16 protein-coding genes are annotated in these 14,055 nt (G+C 60.9%); 9 read left to right on the top strand and 7 right to left on the bottom strand.

The genetic code is table 11. From position 1 onward, the window contains the following. Positions 1 to 18 precede the first annotated feature (18 nt). The gene (locus ACQKRQ_RS28365; RefSeq protein WP_427480995.1) at positions 19 to 417 is read right to left on the bottom strand and encodes a DUF2471 family protein; all 399 of its coding nucleotides are present in this window, start codon (positions 415 to 417) and stop codon (positions 19 to 21) included. 105 nt (positions 418 to 522) lie between these two features. Further along, positions 523 to 1,161: a helix-turn-helix domain-containing protein gene (locus tag ACQKRQ_RS28360; protein WP_427480994.1), complete on the bottom strand. Its 639-nt coding sequence runs from the start codon at positions 1,159 to 1,161 to the stop codon at positions 523 to 525. A gap of 149 nt (positions 1,162 to 1,310) precedes the next feature. On the opposite strand from ACQKRQ_RS28360, the gene ACQKRQ_RS28355 reads away from it, so the two are divergent. Then, on the top strand, positions 1,311 to 2,510 hold the full coding sequence (locus tag ACQKRQ_RS28355; protein ID WP_427480993.1) for a glycine C-acetyltransferase: 1,200 nt from the start codon (positions 1,311 to 1,313) through the stop codon (positions 2,508 to 2,510). A 13-nt stretch (positions 2,511 to 2,523) separates the two neighbouring features. Beyond that, positions 2,524 to 3,555 carry an L-threonine 3-dehydrogenase gene (tdh, locus tag ACQKRQ_RS28350; protein ID WP_132383412.1) on the top strand — a complete coding sequence of 344 codons (1,032 nt, stop codon included), beginning with the start codon at positions 2,524 to 2,526 and terminating at the stop codon, positions 3,553 to 3,555. An 81-nt stretch (positions 3,556 to 3,636) separates the two neighbouring features. Here tdh and ACQKRQ_RS28345 read toward each other — a convergent pair whose 3' ends face one another. Then, positions 3,637 to 4,287: a YceI family protein gene (locus ACQKRQ_RS28345; RefSeq protein WP_132383414.1), complete on the bottom strand. Its 651-nt coding sequence runs from the start codon at positions 4,285 to 4,287 to the stop codon at positions 3,637 to 3,639. A 108-nt stretch (positions 4,288 to 4,395) separates the two neighbouring features. On the opposite strand from ACQKRQ_RS28345, the gene ACQKRQ_RS28340 reads away from it, so the two are divergent. The 3 genes from ACQKRQ_RS28340 to ACQKRQ_RS28330 all read left to right on the top strand — a co-directional run bounded on the left by ACQKRQ_RS28340 (position 4,396) and on the right by ACQKRQ_RS28330 (position 6,286). Then, on the top strand, positions 4,396 to 5,061 hold the full coding sequence (locus tag ACQKRQ_RS28340) for a TetR/AcrR family transcriptional regulator (protein ID WP_427480992.1): 666 nt from the start codon (positions 4,396 to 4,398) through the stop codon (positions 5,059 to 5,061). Positions 5,062 to 5,074: 13 nt separating this feature from the next. After that, positions 5,075 to 5,554, top strand: coding sequence for a DUF1348 family protein (locus ACQKRQ_RS28335; RefSeq protein ID WP_132383417.1), 480 nt, complete (start codon positions 5,075 to 5,077; stop codon positions 5,552 to 5,554). A gap of 213 nt (positions 5,555 to 5,767) precedes the next feature. Further along, the gene (locus tag ACQKRQ_RS28330; RefSeq protein WP_132383419.1) at positions 5,768 to 6,286 is read left to right on the top strand and encodes a hypothetical protein; all 519 of its coding nucleotides are present in this window, start codon (positions 5,768 to 5,770) and stop codon (positions 6,284 to 6,286) included. Positions 6,287 to 6,350: 64 nt separating this feature from the next. Here ACQKRQ_RS28330 and ACQKRQ_RS28325 read toward each other — a convergent pair whose 3' ends face one another. Beyond that, positions 6,351 to 6,707: a superinfection immunity protein gene (locus ACQKRQ_RS28325; protein WP_132383420.1), complete on the bottom strand. Its 357-nt coding sequence runs from the start codon at positions 6,705 to 6,707 to the stop codon at positions 6,351 to 6,353. A 43-nt stretch (positions 6,708 to 6,750) separates the two neighbouring features. After that, entirely contained in the window at positions 6,751 to 7,026 is a 276-nt protein-coding gene (locus ACQKRQ_RS28320; RefSeq protein ID WP_132383422.1) for a hypothetical protein, read from the bottom strand. 343 nt (positions 7,027 to 7,369) lie between these two features. Between ACQKRQ_RS28320 and ACQKRQ_RS28315 the strand changes: the two genes are divergently transcribed. Further along, a complete protein-coding gene (locus ACQKRQ_RS28315) occupies positions 7,370 to 7,621 on the top strand; it encodes a hypothetical protein (RefSeq protein WP_132383423.1) in 252 nt (83 codons plus the stop codon). Positions 7,622 to 8,305: 684 nt separating this feature from the next. Continuing rightward, a complete protein-coding gene (locus ACQKRQ_RS28310) occupies positions 8,306 to 8,506 on the top strand; it encodes a hypothetical protein (RefSeq protein WP_132383425.1) in 201 nt (66 codons plus the stop codon). A 159-nt stretch (positions 8,507 to 8,665) separates the two neighbouring features. On the opposite strand, the gene ACQKRQ_RS28305 is transcribed toward ACQKRQ_RS28310, so the two are convergent. Then, positions 8,666 to 8,833: a hypothetical protein gene (locus ACQKRQ_RS28305; protein ID WP_427480991.1), complete on the bottom strand. Its 168-nt coding sequence runs from the start codon at positions 8,831 to 8,833 to the stop codon at positions 8,666 to 8,668. 17 nt (positions 8,834 to 8,850) lie between these two features. Between ACQKRQ_RS28305 and ACQKRQ_RS28300 the strand changes: the two genes are divergently transcribed. Further along, complete coding sequence (locus ACQKRQ_RS28300) at positions 8,851 to 9,546, top strand: DNA alkylation repair protein (protein WP_427480990.1); 696 nt, start codon at positions 8,851 to 8,853, stop codon at positions 9,544 to 9,546. A 34-nt stretch (positions 9,547 to 9,580) separates the two neighbouring features. On the opposite strand, the gene ACQKRQ_RS28295 is transcribed toward ACQKRQ_RS28300, so the two are convergent. Then, on the bottom strand, positions 9,581 to 11,353 hold the full coding sequence (locus ACQKRQ_RS28295; protein WP_427481170.1) for a phospholipase D-like domain-containing protein: 1,773 nt from the start codon (positions 11,351 to 11,353) through the stop codon (positions 9,581 to 9,583). Between the two features lie 280 nt (positions 11,354 to 11,633). On the opposite strand from ACQKRQ_RS28295, the gene ACQKRQ_RS28290 reads away from it, so the two are divergent. Continuing rightward, a complete protein-coding gene (locus ACQKRQ_RS28290) occupies positions 11,634 to 14,024 on the top strand; it encodes a HAMP domain-containing protein (protein WP_427480989.1) in 2,391 nt (796 codons plus the stop codon). Positions 14,025 to 14,055: the final 31 nt, after the last annotated feature.

Raw genomic sequence — 14,055 nt, 5'->3', positions numbered from 1 at the left:
TGGAAATGCAGCCCGGATTCAGTCGCCCCAAGCGCGCGCGTGTTTCAAAGGCGCGTTCTCGGACGACGGCTGCGCAGCCCGCCGTGCCGCTTCTTCATAAGCACTGACCGCGAACGCGAACACCGCCGGCAGTGCCGTGGACGTGCCGAAGTCCACCGCCTCGTCCGTTTCCGGATACGGCAAATCGGACGGTCGTTGAAAAAGACCCAGCATCACCGCGTCGTGCCGGCTGGCGAAGCCGAGGTCAGCCAGCGCTTCGGCTTCGATGGCATGCAGCAAACGCCAGGTGAGCGGCACCTGCTGCACGATGTAGCGCGCAGCAATATTGCGCACGATGCGTTCGAGATCGCGCGCCGCGGTTTGATAGCGCAGCGCGGCCAGAGCATGGTCGGTCGTGTCGGTTGTCAGCTTGTTCATGATCGGCTCCAGTCGATACCCTGTACTGTACAAATATACAGTGTCGGACGCAACCTCGGCCGAAGTGTCGATTCCGCCAACGGCTAGCCACGGTGCGCCGAACAATCAGCCGTGAATCACTACTAGCAGCGCTTTCGCCTCGCCCTTTCCGGCGTTGCGGATCGCGTGCGGTTCGTCGGCGACATAGCGCGCGGTGTCTGCTGCCTTCAGCCGTTTCGTCGTGCCGGCCGCCTCGATTTCGATCGACCCTTGCAGCACGGTCAGATGCTCGCGCGTGCCGGGTTCGTGCGCATTGGACACCAGCGCCCCGCCCGGCTGCAGCGTCAACTCGTACCATTCGAACTTGCCGGCCAGCTCGATCGGCCCCCAAACGCGCAACTGATACTTGGCTTCGTGCCCACTCAACGTGGGAATCTCGTGCGGCCCGGAGACAGCGATCGCTTCCGGCGTCTTTTGTGGCGCGAAGAGCGAATCGAGGCTGACGCCGAGCGCATTGGTCAACCGCCAGGCGACCGCGATGGTCGGATTGGCCTTGTCGCGCTCGATCTCCGAGAGCATCGATTTCGACACGCCGGCCGCACGCGACAGATCGTCGAGCGTCATGCGCCGTTCGGCGCGCAAACGCTGAATCTGTTCGCCGACGCGCGGCGGCGCCGCGACTGCCGGGACCGAAGTTGCGCCTGGGATGGGCGCCGCGTTGGCCGCGGCGCGGCGGATACCCGAACTTGCCATTTCCTGACCCATCGTTTAGAGTTGTTCGACATACCGGATTTTAGTTCGGAAAAACGAAAAAATCCGATAAAACTGACAGCCGACTATAACAGGCCGCCTCGTGGTCGCACATGCCGAACACGCTGACACGGGCGCTATCACCCTTTTCAGGAGTCTGGTTCATGCGTGACCTTTACCTCGCCCATCTGCGCGGCACCCTCGAGCAGATTCGCGCTGACGGCTTTTACAAGAACGAGCGCGTGATCGCCAGCCCGCAATCGGCCGACATTCGTCTGGCTAACGGGACGGACGTGCTGAACTTCTGCGCCAACAACTACCTCGGCCTCGCCGGCGACGCACGCCTGATCGAGGCCGCCAAGCAAGGTCTCGACAACGACGGCTTCGGCATGGCGTCCGTGCGCTTCATCTGCGGCACGCAAACCGTGCACAAGGATCTGGAACACGCGCTCGCCGCGTTTCTGCAAACCGACGATTGCATCCTCTATTCCAGCTGCTTCGATGCGAACGGCGGCCTGTTCGAAACGCTGCTCGACGAAAATGACGCGATCATCAGCGACGAACTGAACCACGCGAGCATCATCGACGGCGTGCGGCTGTCGAAGGCGAAGCGCTTTCGCTACAAGAACAACGACCTCGCCGACCTCGAAGCGAAACTGATCGAAGCGGAGGCCGCCGGCGCGCGCTTCAAACTGATCGCAACCGACGGCGTGTTCTCCATGGACGGCATCATCGCCGACCTCGCCGGCATCTGCGATCTGGCCGACCGTTACGGCGCGCTCGTGATGGTCGACGACTCGCACGCCGTGGGTTTTGTCGGCGAACACGGGCGCGGCACGCCGGAACATTGTGGCGTGCTGTCGCGCATCGACATCATCACCGGCACGCTGGGTAAGGCGCTGGGCGGCGCATCGGGCGGATACGTGGCCGCACGCAAGGAGATTGTGGAGTTGCTGCGTCAGCGCTCGCGTCCCTATCTGTTCTCGAACACGCTGACGCCGAGCATCGCCGCCGCTTCGCTGAAAGTACTCGAACTGCTGGCGAGCGAAGAAGGCGGGCAATTGCGCGCGCGCGTGCGCGAAAACGGCGCGCACTTCCGCAGCAAGATGAGTGCGCTCGGTTTCACGCTCGTGCCCGGCGAACATCCGATCATTCCTGTCATGCTCGGCGACGCGCAGCTCGCTTCGAAAATGGCCGATGCGCTCCTGAAGGAAGGCGTGTACGTGATCGGCTTCTCGTTCCCGGTCGTGCCGAAAGGTCGCGCACGCATTCGTACGCAGATGAGCGCCGCGCACACGCCCGAACAGATCGACCGCGCGGTGGATGCATTCGCGCGCGTCGGCCGTGAACTCGGTGTCATCTAATACGGAGGCGCACATGAAAGCATTGGCAAAACTCGAACGCGCTCCCGGCCTCACGCTCACGGACGTCAAGAAACCCGAAGTCGGCCACAACGACGTGATGATCCGCATCACGCGCACCGCGATTTGCGGCACCGATATTCACATCTGGAAGTGGGACGACTGGGCGCAAAAAACGATTCCCGTGCCGATGCATGTCGGCCACGAATACGTGGGCGAAATCGTCGAAATGGGCCAGGAAGTGCGCGGCTTTGCGATCGGCGATCGCGTGTCGGGCGAAGGACATATCACCTGTGGCTTCTGCCGCAATTGTCGCGCGGGCCGCCGGCATTTGTGCCGCAATACGGTGGGCGTCGGCGTGAATCGTGAAGGCGCGTTTGCCGAGTATCTGGTGATTCCGGCATTCAACGCATTCAAGATTCCGCCCGAGATTTCCGACGACCTCGCCGCGATTTTCGATCCGTTCGGCAACGCCACGCACACTGCGCTGTCGTTCAATCTGGTCGGCGAAGACGTGTTGATTACCGGCGCCGGACCCATCGGCATCATGGCGGTGGCGATCGCGAAACACGTGGGCGCGCGCAATGTCGTGATCACCGACGTCAACGACTATCGCCTCGAACTCGCGCGCAAGATGGGCGCGACGCGTGCTGTCAACGTCTCGCGCGAATCGCTGCGCGACGTGATGGCGGACCTGCACATGACCGAAGGTTTCGACGTCGGGCTGGAAATGTCCGGTGTGCCGAGCGCCTTCACCGGCATGCTCGAAGCGATGAACCACGGCGGCAAGATCGCGCTGCTCGGCATTCCGCCCGCGCAGACCGCGATCGACTGGACTCAGGTCATCTTCAAAGGCCTTGAAATCAAGGGCATTTACGGACGCGAGATGTTCGAGACCTGGTACAAGATGGTCGCGATGCTGCAAAGCGGCCTGGATCTCTCGCCGATCCTCACGCACCATTTCAAGGTCGACGACTATCAGGAAGCGTTCGCCACGATGCTCTCTGGCGAAAGCGGCAAGGTGATTCTCGACTGGACGGCGGCATGAGTTAACACGCGCCGACGCGCGACCACGCTTGCAGTCTCAGCGTGAAGCAAAAAAACGCTTGGACCAACGCCCGCACCGCGCTCACCCGCCTGCGGGCGTTTTAACGAACTCGGCCTGAATGCGCACATGAATATCGTCGCCGACGGCCGGATACCACGTCGCCAGGCCGAACTTCGCGCGACTGAAATGCCCCTCGGCCGAAAAACCGAGCGTGTCTTTCTTCGTGAGCGGATCGGGGGCAAAACCATTGAAGGTGACGTCGAGCGTGACCGGTTGTGTGACGCCATGAATCGTCAGATCGCCGGTCAACGTGCCGCGCGATTCGCCCGTGCGCTCAAAACGCGTGCTGACGAAGCGAATCTCCGGATAGCGCTCCACGTCGAGCATGTTGGCGCTCTTCACCATTTTGTCGAGCAGAGGCACATTCGTATCGATGCTCGCGGCGTCGATCGTCACCGACGTCGTGCTCTTGTCCAGACCGCCTTCGTTCCAGTCGAGTTCGCCCTTCTTGCGATCGAAGCGCGCCGTGAAGCGCGAATACTTGAAATGATCGATGTCGAAGGTAATGCTGCAATGATCCGGATCGATTTCGTAGCGGCCGGGCGGCACGCGTGTTTCGTTCTGGCTGACCGTATGCGTGAGCACTTGCACGGGCGTGCAGGCAACCGCCGTCAGTAGTGTTGCGCTGAGCAGGGCGCGCATGAAGGTGGCGCGGAGAGTCAGTGTACTCATGAAGTTCGTTCCCGTTGACCGATCGTGCTCAAGATAACAGTTCGCGCACCCAACCTGCAAAAACGCAAAAGACTTGACGAGGGAGAATGATCGTTCTACCCTTCGTCCATGGCTACCGAAACTCACACTGAATCAGTCGCACCGGGCAGCGCGCGCGAGCGGCTGCTGGACGCGGCTGAAGCGTTAATCTACGCCGGCGGCATTCACGCAACCGGCGTGGACGCGATCGTCAAGCAGTCCGGCACGGCGCGCAAAAGCTTTTACACGCATTTCGAATCGAAAGATGCGCTCGTGGCGGCCGCGCTCGACCGGCGCGACGAACGCTGGATGAACTGGTTTATCGCGGGCACGCAACGGCATGGCAAGACGGCGCGCAAACGCCTGCTCGGCATGTTCGAGGTGCTGCGCGAATGGTTTGCATCGGAGGATTTTCACGGTTGCGCATTTCTGAACGCATCCGGGGAGATTGCCTCCGCGGACGACCCGATCCGGATCGTCGCGCGCCATCACAAGGAACGCCTGCTGGCGTTCGTGCAAACCGAATGTGATGCATTCGCGGCGGAGTCGGACATCGACGCCCGTCGCACGGCGCGCTTGTCGCGTCAATGGCTGATCTTGCTCGACGGCGCCATTGCCGTGGCGCTGGTGAGCGGCGAGCCCGATGCCGCCCTCGACGCGCAAGCTGCAGCCCAAGTCCTGCTCGACGCGGAGTGCGCGGGCGAGCCAGGCATCCCGCCAAGCAAACGACCGCCATCCCGGCGAACCGCAACCTGACTGAGGAATTACCATGGCCGACTCGATTGAAACCCGCCCGCCGCTGCCGCCCTTCACACGCGAAACCGCAATCCAGAAAGTGCGCGCCGCGGAAGACGGCTGGAATACCCGCGACCCCGAGCGCGTGTCGCTCGCCTACACGGTGGATAGCGTGTGGCGCAACCGCGCCGAGTTCACGCATGGTCGCGCGGAGATCGTCGGCCTGTTGCGCCGCAAATGGGCGAGAGAACTCGACTACCGTTTGATCAAGGAACTGTGGGCATTTACGGATAACCGCATCGCCGTGCGCTTTGCCTATGAATGGCACGACGATTCGAACAACTGGTTCCGCTCGTACGGCAACGAGAACTGGGAATTCGACGAGCACGGACTGATGGCGCACCGTCACGCCAGCATCAACGATATGCCGATTCGCGAAGCGGACCGTCTTTACCACTGGCCGCTCGGCCGCCGCCCCGACGACCATCCCAGTCTGTCCGATCTCGGTCTCTGACCTGGCGCAGGTGAACGCGTGCTGCGCGTTCACCGCTCTGCCATCGGTTCTCCGTTACTGTTATGTCTGCGCGGCCGGGCACGTGTTGTGCCCGCGCGCCCGAGCGTGTCCTCAACATCGCCTGTGCGGCTTGAGGTACAGTGCGCGACGGACGGCATGCAAGCATACCCGGAACATAGATGACGCCGGCGCTCGACCGGTGGCGGAGAGGACATGCATTTTCGGCAGATCAACAAGAATATCCGACGTACCGCAGTGGCGCTCGTTGCCAGCCTCGCCGCTGCGTCGGCCGCCCATGCGGGCAATTGGTGCGAGGGCGGCGTATGGGTCGACGCCATGCTGGGTTCGTATCACATCAACCCTGATCCAAACACGCATTTCGAGCAGTTCAATCCGGGTCTCGGCGTCGAATGCTGGCTCAATAACCAATGGGCGTTGACTGCCGGTGGCTTTCGCAACTCGCTGCGCCGGCCTTCCTACTATGGCGGCGGGGTGTGGGCGCCGGAGTTCGCGCACTGGGGCATCGTGCGGATCGCGGCGATCGGCGGGATCATCTCGGGCTATAACTACGGCAACTGGGGCTTGGGCCACGACCATACGATCGGGCCGGTGGTCGCGCCGATCGTCATGGTCGAATACAAGCGTGTGGGCGCGAACTTCATCGTGATTCCGCCGATCCCTTCCGATAATCTTCCGTTCACCATTGGGTTTCAATTGAAGGTGAAGTTCTAAGCAAACTATCGATATCCAGATAGCTTGCAATCATCCGAAGGCACCGGGCAACCAGCAGCCCGAATTACATTTTCTGTCGATTACTGCTTGCAGCAATACGTGCAACTATCGGCACCAAACGAGGGTTGAACGCCGGGATCGAGCTACCACGACATTCAGCTCGAGCGACGATTGCATCGATGGTGACTCGTGCGACTGCGCGGTGTGCTCGCTTCGCGAAGTGCTTCAGGCGCCGATCGCTCACAGGATGCCGCGCCCAGATCAGCGCTGCAAACCAACCGATCACCGTCCATCCGAGCAAGACGTTCACCATGGTCACCGCAAAGGCGTCTTTGCGTTCTCTGGCGTCCGCAATCATTGCAGGCGCCAGATACAGCATCAGCGCACCCAGAACCACCGCACCTTCGATAATCTTCAACATTTCAACACCTCGCTACAGCCTCGGTACGCGCACGACTTTCAGATTAGTGACCGGAGTACAAGCGACCAAGAGACTGGTCAGGTTGACGGCTGCCGGATTCCGAAGACGACCCAACTACGCCACCGTACGAATCATTGACCGAACCGACCGCATTGCTGCGTTCGACTGCGACCGTTTGTGCGCTCTGTCCGCGCTGCGACGCCGGGGCGCCAACCGACGGGCGATACGAAGGTGCCGGACCATACCCACTGGCAAATGCGGGAGCAGCGAAAGCGGTAGTAGCTGCGACGAGCAAGGCTGCAAGAAGTTTGCTTTTCATGATGAATCTCCAATGCGATTTTTTAGGAGCACCGCGAGTCGAGTGAGACCCGCGCCGTTGACAAGTTGTACTTTAGACGGCGCCTATCTTTTTTCTATGCCAATAGCGTGAAATCACAGTTGCTGCAAACCAAACAATGAAGCGGAGTGCGGCCCATGGCGGGTTTCCGGGCATCACCGTGCTGAGAAAGGCCGATTACGAACAGCTTGCGGATGACCAAGAATTCGCGTTCAGGTCGAACCAAAGGGCGAAAACATTGGATTCGCCCGCGGTGCTAGCATCGTTGACGGACAAGTTGTGACAACCGCGAAGTGCAGGCCCGACCTGCGAGTGGAGATCCGAAATGTCATCACGTATCGACAAGTCTTCGCTGGTGTTCGACAGCATCGAAAACGATGAGCACAACCGATGCGTGGACCTGTTCCTACGTTCGGACGGCACATACGGATTCGAAGAATTTCGTCGCGATGTCGAAGACGGCGGAGCCTGGACGCCGGTCCAATACTATTCGGGCGCGGTGTTTCCTTCGAAGGAGGAAGCGCTCGGCGCGGCAATCAAAGCAGTCGTCTGGCTTGCCGATAGGGTGGCTCGTTGAGGTGAGCCGTTCCAGGATGGTGAGGAATTCCAGGAGATAGCGCCGCACCGATAAATGGTGAGGAATTCCAGGAGATGACACCGCCACGATCAAAGGTGAGGAATTCCAGGAGATGACGCGAATCACGGTCAACGGTGAAGCTTTCCAGGAGACAGACATCTCAAACTTGCCGAGAGGTGAGGCGTCCCAGGAGCCGGAACAGCACCTTAACCACAAACGAGAGACGGCAAGGTGAGCCGTTCCAGGAGATCACCCGGCGAAGGTGAGCGATTCCAGGAGGTGAGTCAACGCCGCGCTGAATCCGCACCTGAGATAAGGTGAGGATTTCCAGGGAGTTCTATTCGTAGCGCCAACGGTGAAGCATCGAGCGCTCAAACACCTCACCTTGAAGCGTATCGGCGCAGCGCCGATGCTGCCCATCTGCTTACATCCTCTTCCATATACAAACAAAGCGTGAACGCGCCAGCTTGCCCGCGCAACGCTGCGAAAAACCACGTGACCCACGCTATAAGGCGTCACACACAGTCACGCGTTTCGCGGCAACGGCCATTCATCGCCGAGCTTGTAACGGCTTCGTAAAACATGATCTTTCGCCGGTTGATAAGTTGCGCATGACACGCAACGTCGCCGCTCCAAACACGAGCGACGACGTGGCGTGACCATAGACCCCTCGAAGGAGAAAGCATGAAGAAGTTATTGGCAATCGCGGCACTGGCCGCCTTGAGCGCAACCTTGAGCGGATGCTGGTGGGGACCGCCTCCGGGTTGGGGCGGCGGCGGTCCGGGTCACGGCGGCCCCGGCGGCGGCCAGGGTGGCGGCGGTCCCGGTGGAGGCGATGGGCCTCATGGTGCGATCTTCGTTCCTGGCAACGCGGCCCAAGCCTGATCGATACACACTGGCCACGCTCAAAGGTGAGGGAATTCGGGAGCAGAAGTCCGAGTTCTTATCGAGCGCGTCTCTGCATGAATTTGACATCGATTTCTTGGGAAACTAGCATTCGCTCAACGCATTTTGATGCCTCCCGCGAATAGACGTCCAACCTTGCTAGAAATCACCATGCACGCCAAGCTCGATAAAGCCGGCCGTCGCGCTGCCGAAGACCGCGCGCAGTGCTCGCACATCGGCACGATCGACTTCGGCTCCGCGGTGCGCGCGCTCGGTGAGGCTGGCATCGAATCGTACTTCACCGATTCCCGGCGCGGCGAAGTTCACGTCGAGCGCTTTCCTCAATGACACCCAACGCCTTCGCCAGGGAAATCAAGGCGGCGCTCGCCCCGCACGCCGACGCAGACCGCGCGCTCGCCATGCGCGCCTATATGCGTCACCAGTTCGACTTCATCGGTGTGCCGACGCCGCTGCGGCGGCAAGCGGTAACGCCCGTTTTCAAGCGGCTGCCGGTGGAGAACGCCGATCACTTGCTGGCGTGCGCCAATCGTTTATGGACGATGCCGGCGCGCGAATACCAGTACGTCGCGACAGATCTGCTGGCGCGCAACTGGAAGACGCTTGCGACCACCGACATCGCGCATTTGCTGGCCATCGCGCAGCATGCTTCGTGGTGGGATTCGATCGATCCGCTCGCGGCCGTGGTCGGCGACGTGCTGAAAGCGGCGCGAATCGGGACGCCGCAGGCGCAGGCGGTAATGGATGCCGCGCTTCAGCACGAATCGCTGTGGGTGCGACGTATCGCGATGATTCATCAACTCGGCTGGCGCGGGCATACCGACGAAGATCGCCTCTTCGGCTACGCACGGGCGCTCGCAGCGGAACATGACTTCTTTATCCGTAAGGCGATCGGCTGGGCGTTGCGCGACTACGCGCGGCACGCGCCCGACGTGGTGAGCGGTTTTCTATCGGCTTCGCGAGACCTTATCTCGCCGCTCACCCTGCGCGAAGCGTCGAAGCATCTTCCGCCGATTCGCTGACGCTTCGATCGCTTAACGTTCGCCCGCGTGCGGTCTAATCACCGCCGTGCGCGAGCGCAACACGCGCTTTGTATTCCGGACTATCCGCAACGAAATACTTCTTCGCCCACGACCCATCCGGCGCCAGCATCAAACGCTCATGCGTGCCGTCGTTCTTTTGCCGTATCGCCAACGCACGCGCCCGATAGTGCTCGTAGAGCCGCAGAAATTCCGCGAGATACGTGCCGGCGATGCGGCGGTCGCGAATCTCCAGCAGGTTCTCGTCGTTGAAATGTTCCGAGTTGTTGCTCATATTCGCCGAGCCCGTGTAGACGATCGGATTGGCCCCCTCTGCGTCGATCACCAGGAACTTGTGGTGAATGATGACCGGCGCGTAGTTCGGCGCGTGTTCGCCTGGAAAAAGGCGCAGCTCGGGTTCGAAGCCTGCCGGCACGGTCGCCGGTGAAAAATACTCCGCGTCGATCACGTCGTGCTTGTCCCGGCCTCGGTGATATAGCTCCATGTTGGCGAGCGCGGTCGTCGAGACGATCTGCCCGTTTTTCTCCGCCTCCTCTGCCGCCTCCGCCGACTTCGGGCTGATGTGGTTGACGAGGCCGAACATCATCCGGCCTTTGTCGCCAGCCGCGAAACAGGCATCGCGCAGTGGCGCGTCGGTCGGCATGAAGAGGCAGAACACCACGGAGTGCTTCGCCTTGTTGATCGCGTCGACGATCGTGTCGATCTGCAAACGCGAGTCCTTCGCTTCCGGCGAAAAACAGACCCGCACTTTCGCGCTGCCGATCTGAATCGACTCGGACCAACCCGGCGTGAGCTTCGCCGTCGCCCCAATGCTCGGATTGCCGGCGAGCGCCTTGGCGCGTTCGCTGTACAACGTGGCCAGTTCCGGCGAATCGAACAGATGGAGCACGTTCGCCTGCTCGGTGATGCCTTCGGTGGTGAAGTTGGCCGAGCCCGTCAGTACGCGCGCCGGTGACGCCTCGCCATTGCCGTTGTCCACCACGATGAACTTGTCGTGCATGATGTGCGTCTTGTCGCGCGGCGCGAACGTGGCGACATCGGCGAGCTCGTCGACGGCGGGTTGATTCGGCGACGGTGCCGGTGGCTTGCCCTTCTGCGACACCTTGTGCGAGTCGTAAACAATGGCAAGCGATGCTTTGCCCTGCTTCTTGCCGAAAGCCTCGAAGGCAGGAATCGCCCAGAGCGGATCGGTCAGGTGGTACACCGCCGATGCAGCGCGATGCGCGTGATCGAGCGTCAGCGCGAACACTTGCTGCAAGTCGTTTGCAAGCCATGTGCGCAGGCGCAGTGCCTGTTCCGCCGAAGGCGCTGCGTTCGGCGCGAGATGCAGCGCCTTGACTTTACGCGCGAACGCCTGCGAACTGACCACGGCGCGGTTGAACCACGAGCCGATGTTCGCCTCCATATGCGCGGGCAAAGTCAGCTTGCATTCTCCTTTTTGCGCGTCGAGCAATTGCGGCGCTTCCGGCGTGCCGATCACCGGATAGACGAGATAGGTGAACGACTTTTCCCGATCCGCCTCATCGATTCGCGCATCCCACCACATGAATTTCTGAATGGGCGCCTCATTCGTCGGCGCGTCTTTCTGCGTATCCGGCACCACGCCTTTGAACGTCAACCGGTTGGGGAGCCAACTGCTGGCTTCGCGTTCGTGTCCATCGGCGGCGAGAAAACCCGGCGTCCGTTTGATGGCGAAACCGAGGAAGTCTTCGCGCTTGCCGCCTTCGGGCCAATCGAAAGCGAGTAGGACGAGTGTCGGGGACAGATAGCTGCGCACGCTTACATTCATCATTTGGCTCCATGATGTCGAATGGAGCTTTAGTCTGGATGCGCAGTTTGTTGAAATGGTGACAAGACGCGAAATCAAAAAAAGGTATTGATTAACGGCGTTTTATTCGGAAACTTTAGCAATATATTTAACGCGTTGAATGCGCTCTAAAAGTCTGCGGTCATCGCTTAGTAACATGCGTGCGCAATACTCCGCAGCGCTGCAAGTCAGACCAAATTTCGCATAAAACGCGCTGCTCCCAACGAGGGCTGACGCGAAGGCCAGACCCCGGGGGGTTCACATGACTATTCGTCATCGCATCACGCTATTGGTTGTTTTGATGTTCGTCGCCTTATCGGCGATCGGCGGCTACGCCGTCTACCAGACGCGCGGCAGCGCCGCCGAGGTGCGCAAGGTCACAGAAGGCGTCGTGCCCAGCGCGCTCGCTTCCGCCGACCTCGTGTCGCAAGTCAAGGATGTGCAGCTCGCCACGATGACACTGGTCTACGCGCCCGACGCCAACATGGTTGCCCAGGCGCAGGACGACCTGACGAAGAAGCGGGCCTCGTTGCAACAGGCGCTCGCCTTGCAAGCGAAAGATGCCGCGAGCCACGCCCAGAAGGGTCTCGTCTCGCAGGCCAACGACAGCCTCGAAAACTATTTCTCCGCGATCGCCGAGACGGCCAAAATGAAGGCCGACGGCAAGAACGAACTCGCGCAGGCGTATCTGTTCGCCAATGTCGCGCAGTATCGCGACGAACTCGAAGGAATCGTCGAAACCTTGCGTGTCGAGAAGAATCGCGAGAAAGACGAGGCGATCAGCACGCTGAACACCACGCTCTCGACCACGACCACCGCAATCGCCGTTGTCACGGGCATCGCGATCATTCTGCTGACCTCCATCGGCTCGCTGCTCTACCGTCAGATCACGCGCCCGCTCAGCCGCATGCAAGCGATGATGAGCGAGATCGCCTCGAGCCAGGACTTTACGCGGCGCGTGCCGGTGGGCCGCCTGGATGAGATTGGCCATTCGATCGTCGCCTTCAACGGCATGATCGAGAAAATTCAGGAAAGCTCGGCGCAACTCAAGCAGAAAACCGCCGACATTCAGGCGATGTTGCAGAACATGCAGCAAGGCATTCTGACCGTGATCGACGGCGCCGTGATTCACACGGAGTACTCGGCGTATCTGGAAGACATCTTCGAAACGAAGGATATCGCCGGGCGCGGTTTGATGGATCTGGTGTTCGCGGATACCGATCTCGGTTCGGACGCGCTCTCGCAAGTGGATGCGGCCGCGCATGCGTGTCTTGGCGAAGACTGCATCAACTTCGTGTTCAATCAGCATCTGTTGGTCGGCGAGATTTCCAAACGCATGCCTGACGGCCGCGTGAAGATTCTCGACTTGAGCTGGTCGGCGATTACCGATGAAAACGACGTGATTGTGCGCCTGATGCTCTGCGTGCGTGACGTGACCGAATTGCGCAAGCTCGCGGCGGAAGCCAGCGAACAACGCCGCCGCCTCGACATGATCGGCGAAATTCTCGCGGTCAGCGAGGAGAAGTTCCACCACTTCATCGAAAGCTCGGCGGGCTTCATCAGCGAGAACGAGCGGATCATCCGCAAGCATTCGGAGGCGGATCACGCGGCGATTGCCGAACTGTTCCGCAACATGCACACCATCAAGGGCAATGCGCGGACCTACAACCTGCAGCATCTGACCAACGTCGTGCACGAAACCGAGCAGAGCTATCACGAGCTGCGCCAACCGGACGCGGATCGTTCGTGGGATCAGGAGCATTTGATGCGCGAACTGACGCGCGTGCGCGAAGCTATCGACAGCTACGCGAAGATCAATGAACAGAGCCTCGGCCGCAAGAACAAGAACCAGCCGAACGACGCCGGCAACTCCGGCCACTACGTGATGGTCGCGAAGGAACATATCCAGCACACACTGAGCATGCTGGACCAGACCAACTCCGGCGAACTGCATGAACTCCAGTCGATGCGTGATGCGCTGCGCCGCACGCTGAGCGCACTGGGCAGCGACAGTGTGCGCGACGCGCTCTCCGGCGTGCTGGACTCGCTGCCGTCGCTCGCGAGCGAATTGGGCAAGCCTGCGCCGACCGTGCGTATCGACGACAACGGCTACCGTCTGCGTGGTCAGGTGGGCGGCACGCTGAACAACGTATTCATGCATCTGTTGCGCAATTCGATGGACCACGGCATTGAAACCGCCGAGGCGCGCAGCGCCCACGGCAAAGCACCAACGGGCACGATCGCTGTCGAAGTCGGCGTGGACAATGGCGCGCTGCAGGTCACGCTCAGCGACGACGGCCGCGGCCTCGCGCTCGAACGCATTCGCGGCATCGCGATGGAGCGCGGCTGGATCGGCCGCGACGACACGCTGAGCGACGAAGCCATCGCCGATTTTATTTTCCGGCCAGGCTTCTCGACCGCGGAGACGGTCACGGAGTTGTCGGGCCGCGGTGTCGGTATGGACGCCGTGCGCGACTTCCTCAAGCGCGCGAATGGCAGCATCAAACTGCGCTTCACCGACGATCACAAGGGCGCGGCGTTCCGTCAGTTCCAGACGATCGTCTGTCTGCCGGATAGCCTTGCCGTCGATACGCTCGGCTTGGAAGCGCGCGGCGAAGCCGGCGCACTGCAACTCGACGCGATGGCGGACTGAGCGCCGCATCGGCGTACGTCGCGACGGAATT

It is taken from the genome of Paraburkholderia sp. NPDC080076, assembly GCF_050281145.1.
Taxonomy (GTDB): Bacteria; Pseudomonadota; Gammaproteobacteria; order Burkholderiales; family Burkholderiaceae; genus Paraburkholderia.
This window is presented reverse-complemented; position numbering and strand designations above follow the sequence as displayed.

Bases quoted from the DNA above. Each gene is read 5' to 3' on its own strand.
- ACQKRQ_RS28365 (WP_427480995.1), bottom strand. From the start codon at position 417: ATGAACAAGCTGACAACCGACACGACCGACCATGCTCTGGCCGCGCTG.
- ACQKRQ_RS28340 (WP_427480992.1), top strand. From the start codon at position 4,396: ATGGCTACCGAAACTCACACTGAATCAGTCGCACCGGGCAGCGCGCGC.
- ACQKRQ_RS28295 (WP_427481170.1), bottom strand. From the start codon at position 11,353: ATGAATGTAAGCGTGCGCAGCTATCTGTCCCCGACACTCGTCCTACTC.
- ACQKRQ_RS28325 (WP_132383420.1), bottom strand. From the start codon at position 6,707: ATGTTGAAGATTATCGAAGGTGCGGTGGTTCTGGGTGCGCTGATGCTG.
- ACQKRQ_RS28300 (WP_427480990.1), top strand. From the start codon at position 8,851: ATGACACCCAACGCCTTCGCCAGGGAAATCAAGGCGGCGCTCGCCCCG.
- tdh (WP_132383412.1), top strand. From the start codon at position 2,524: ATGAAAGCATTGGCAAAACTCGAACGCGCTCCCGGCCTCACGCTCACG.
- ACQKRQ_RS28335 (WP_132383417.1), top strand. From the start codon at position 5,075: ATGGCCGACTCGATTGAAACCCGCCCGCCGCTGCCGCCCTTCACACGC.
- ACQKRQ_RS28310 (WP_132383425.1), top strand. From the start codon at position 8,306: ATGAAGAAGTTATTGGCAATCGCGGCACTGGCCGCCTTGAGCGCAACC.
- ACQKRQ_RS28360 (WP_427480994.1), bottom strand. From the start codon at position 1,161: ATGGGTCAGGAAATGGCAAGTTCGGGTATCCGCCGCGCCGCGGCCAAC.
- ACQKRQ_RS28330 (WP_132383419.1), top strand. From the start codon at position 5,768: ATGCATTTTCGGCAGATCAACAAGAATATCCGACGTACCGCAGTGGCG.
- ACQKRQ_RS28345 (WP_132383414.1), bottom strand. From the start codon at position 4,287: ATGAGTACACTGACTCTCCGCGCCACCTTCATGCGCGCCCTGCTCAGC.
- ACQKRQ_RS28315 (WP_132383423.1), top strand. From the start codon at position 7,370: ATGTCATCACGTATCGACAAGTCTTCGCTGGTGTTCGACAGCATCGAA.
- ACQKRQ_RS28320 (WP_132383422.1), bottom strand. From the start codon at position 7,026: ATGAAAAGCAAACTTCTTGCAGCCTTGCTCGTCGCAGCTACTACCGCT.
- ACQKRQ_RS28290 (WP_427480989.1), top strand. From the start codon at position 11,634: ATGACTATTCGTCATCGCATCACGCTATTGGTTGTTTTGATGTTCGTC.
- ACQKRQ_RS28355 (WP_427480993.1), top strand. From the start codon at position 1,311: ATGCGTGACCTTTACCTCGCCCATCTGCGCGGCACCCTCGAGCAGATT.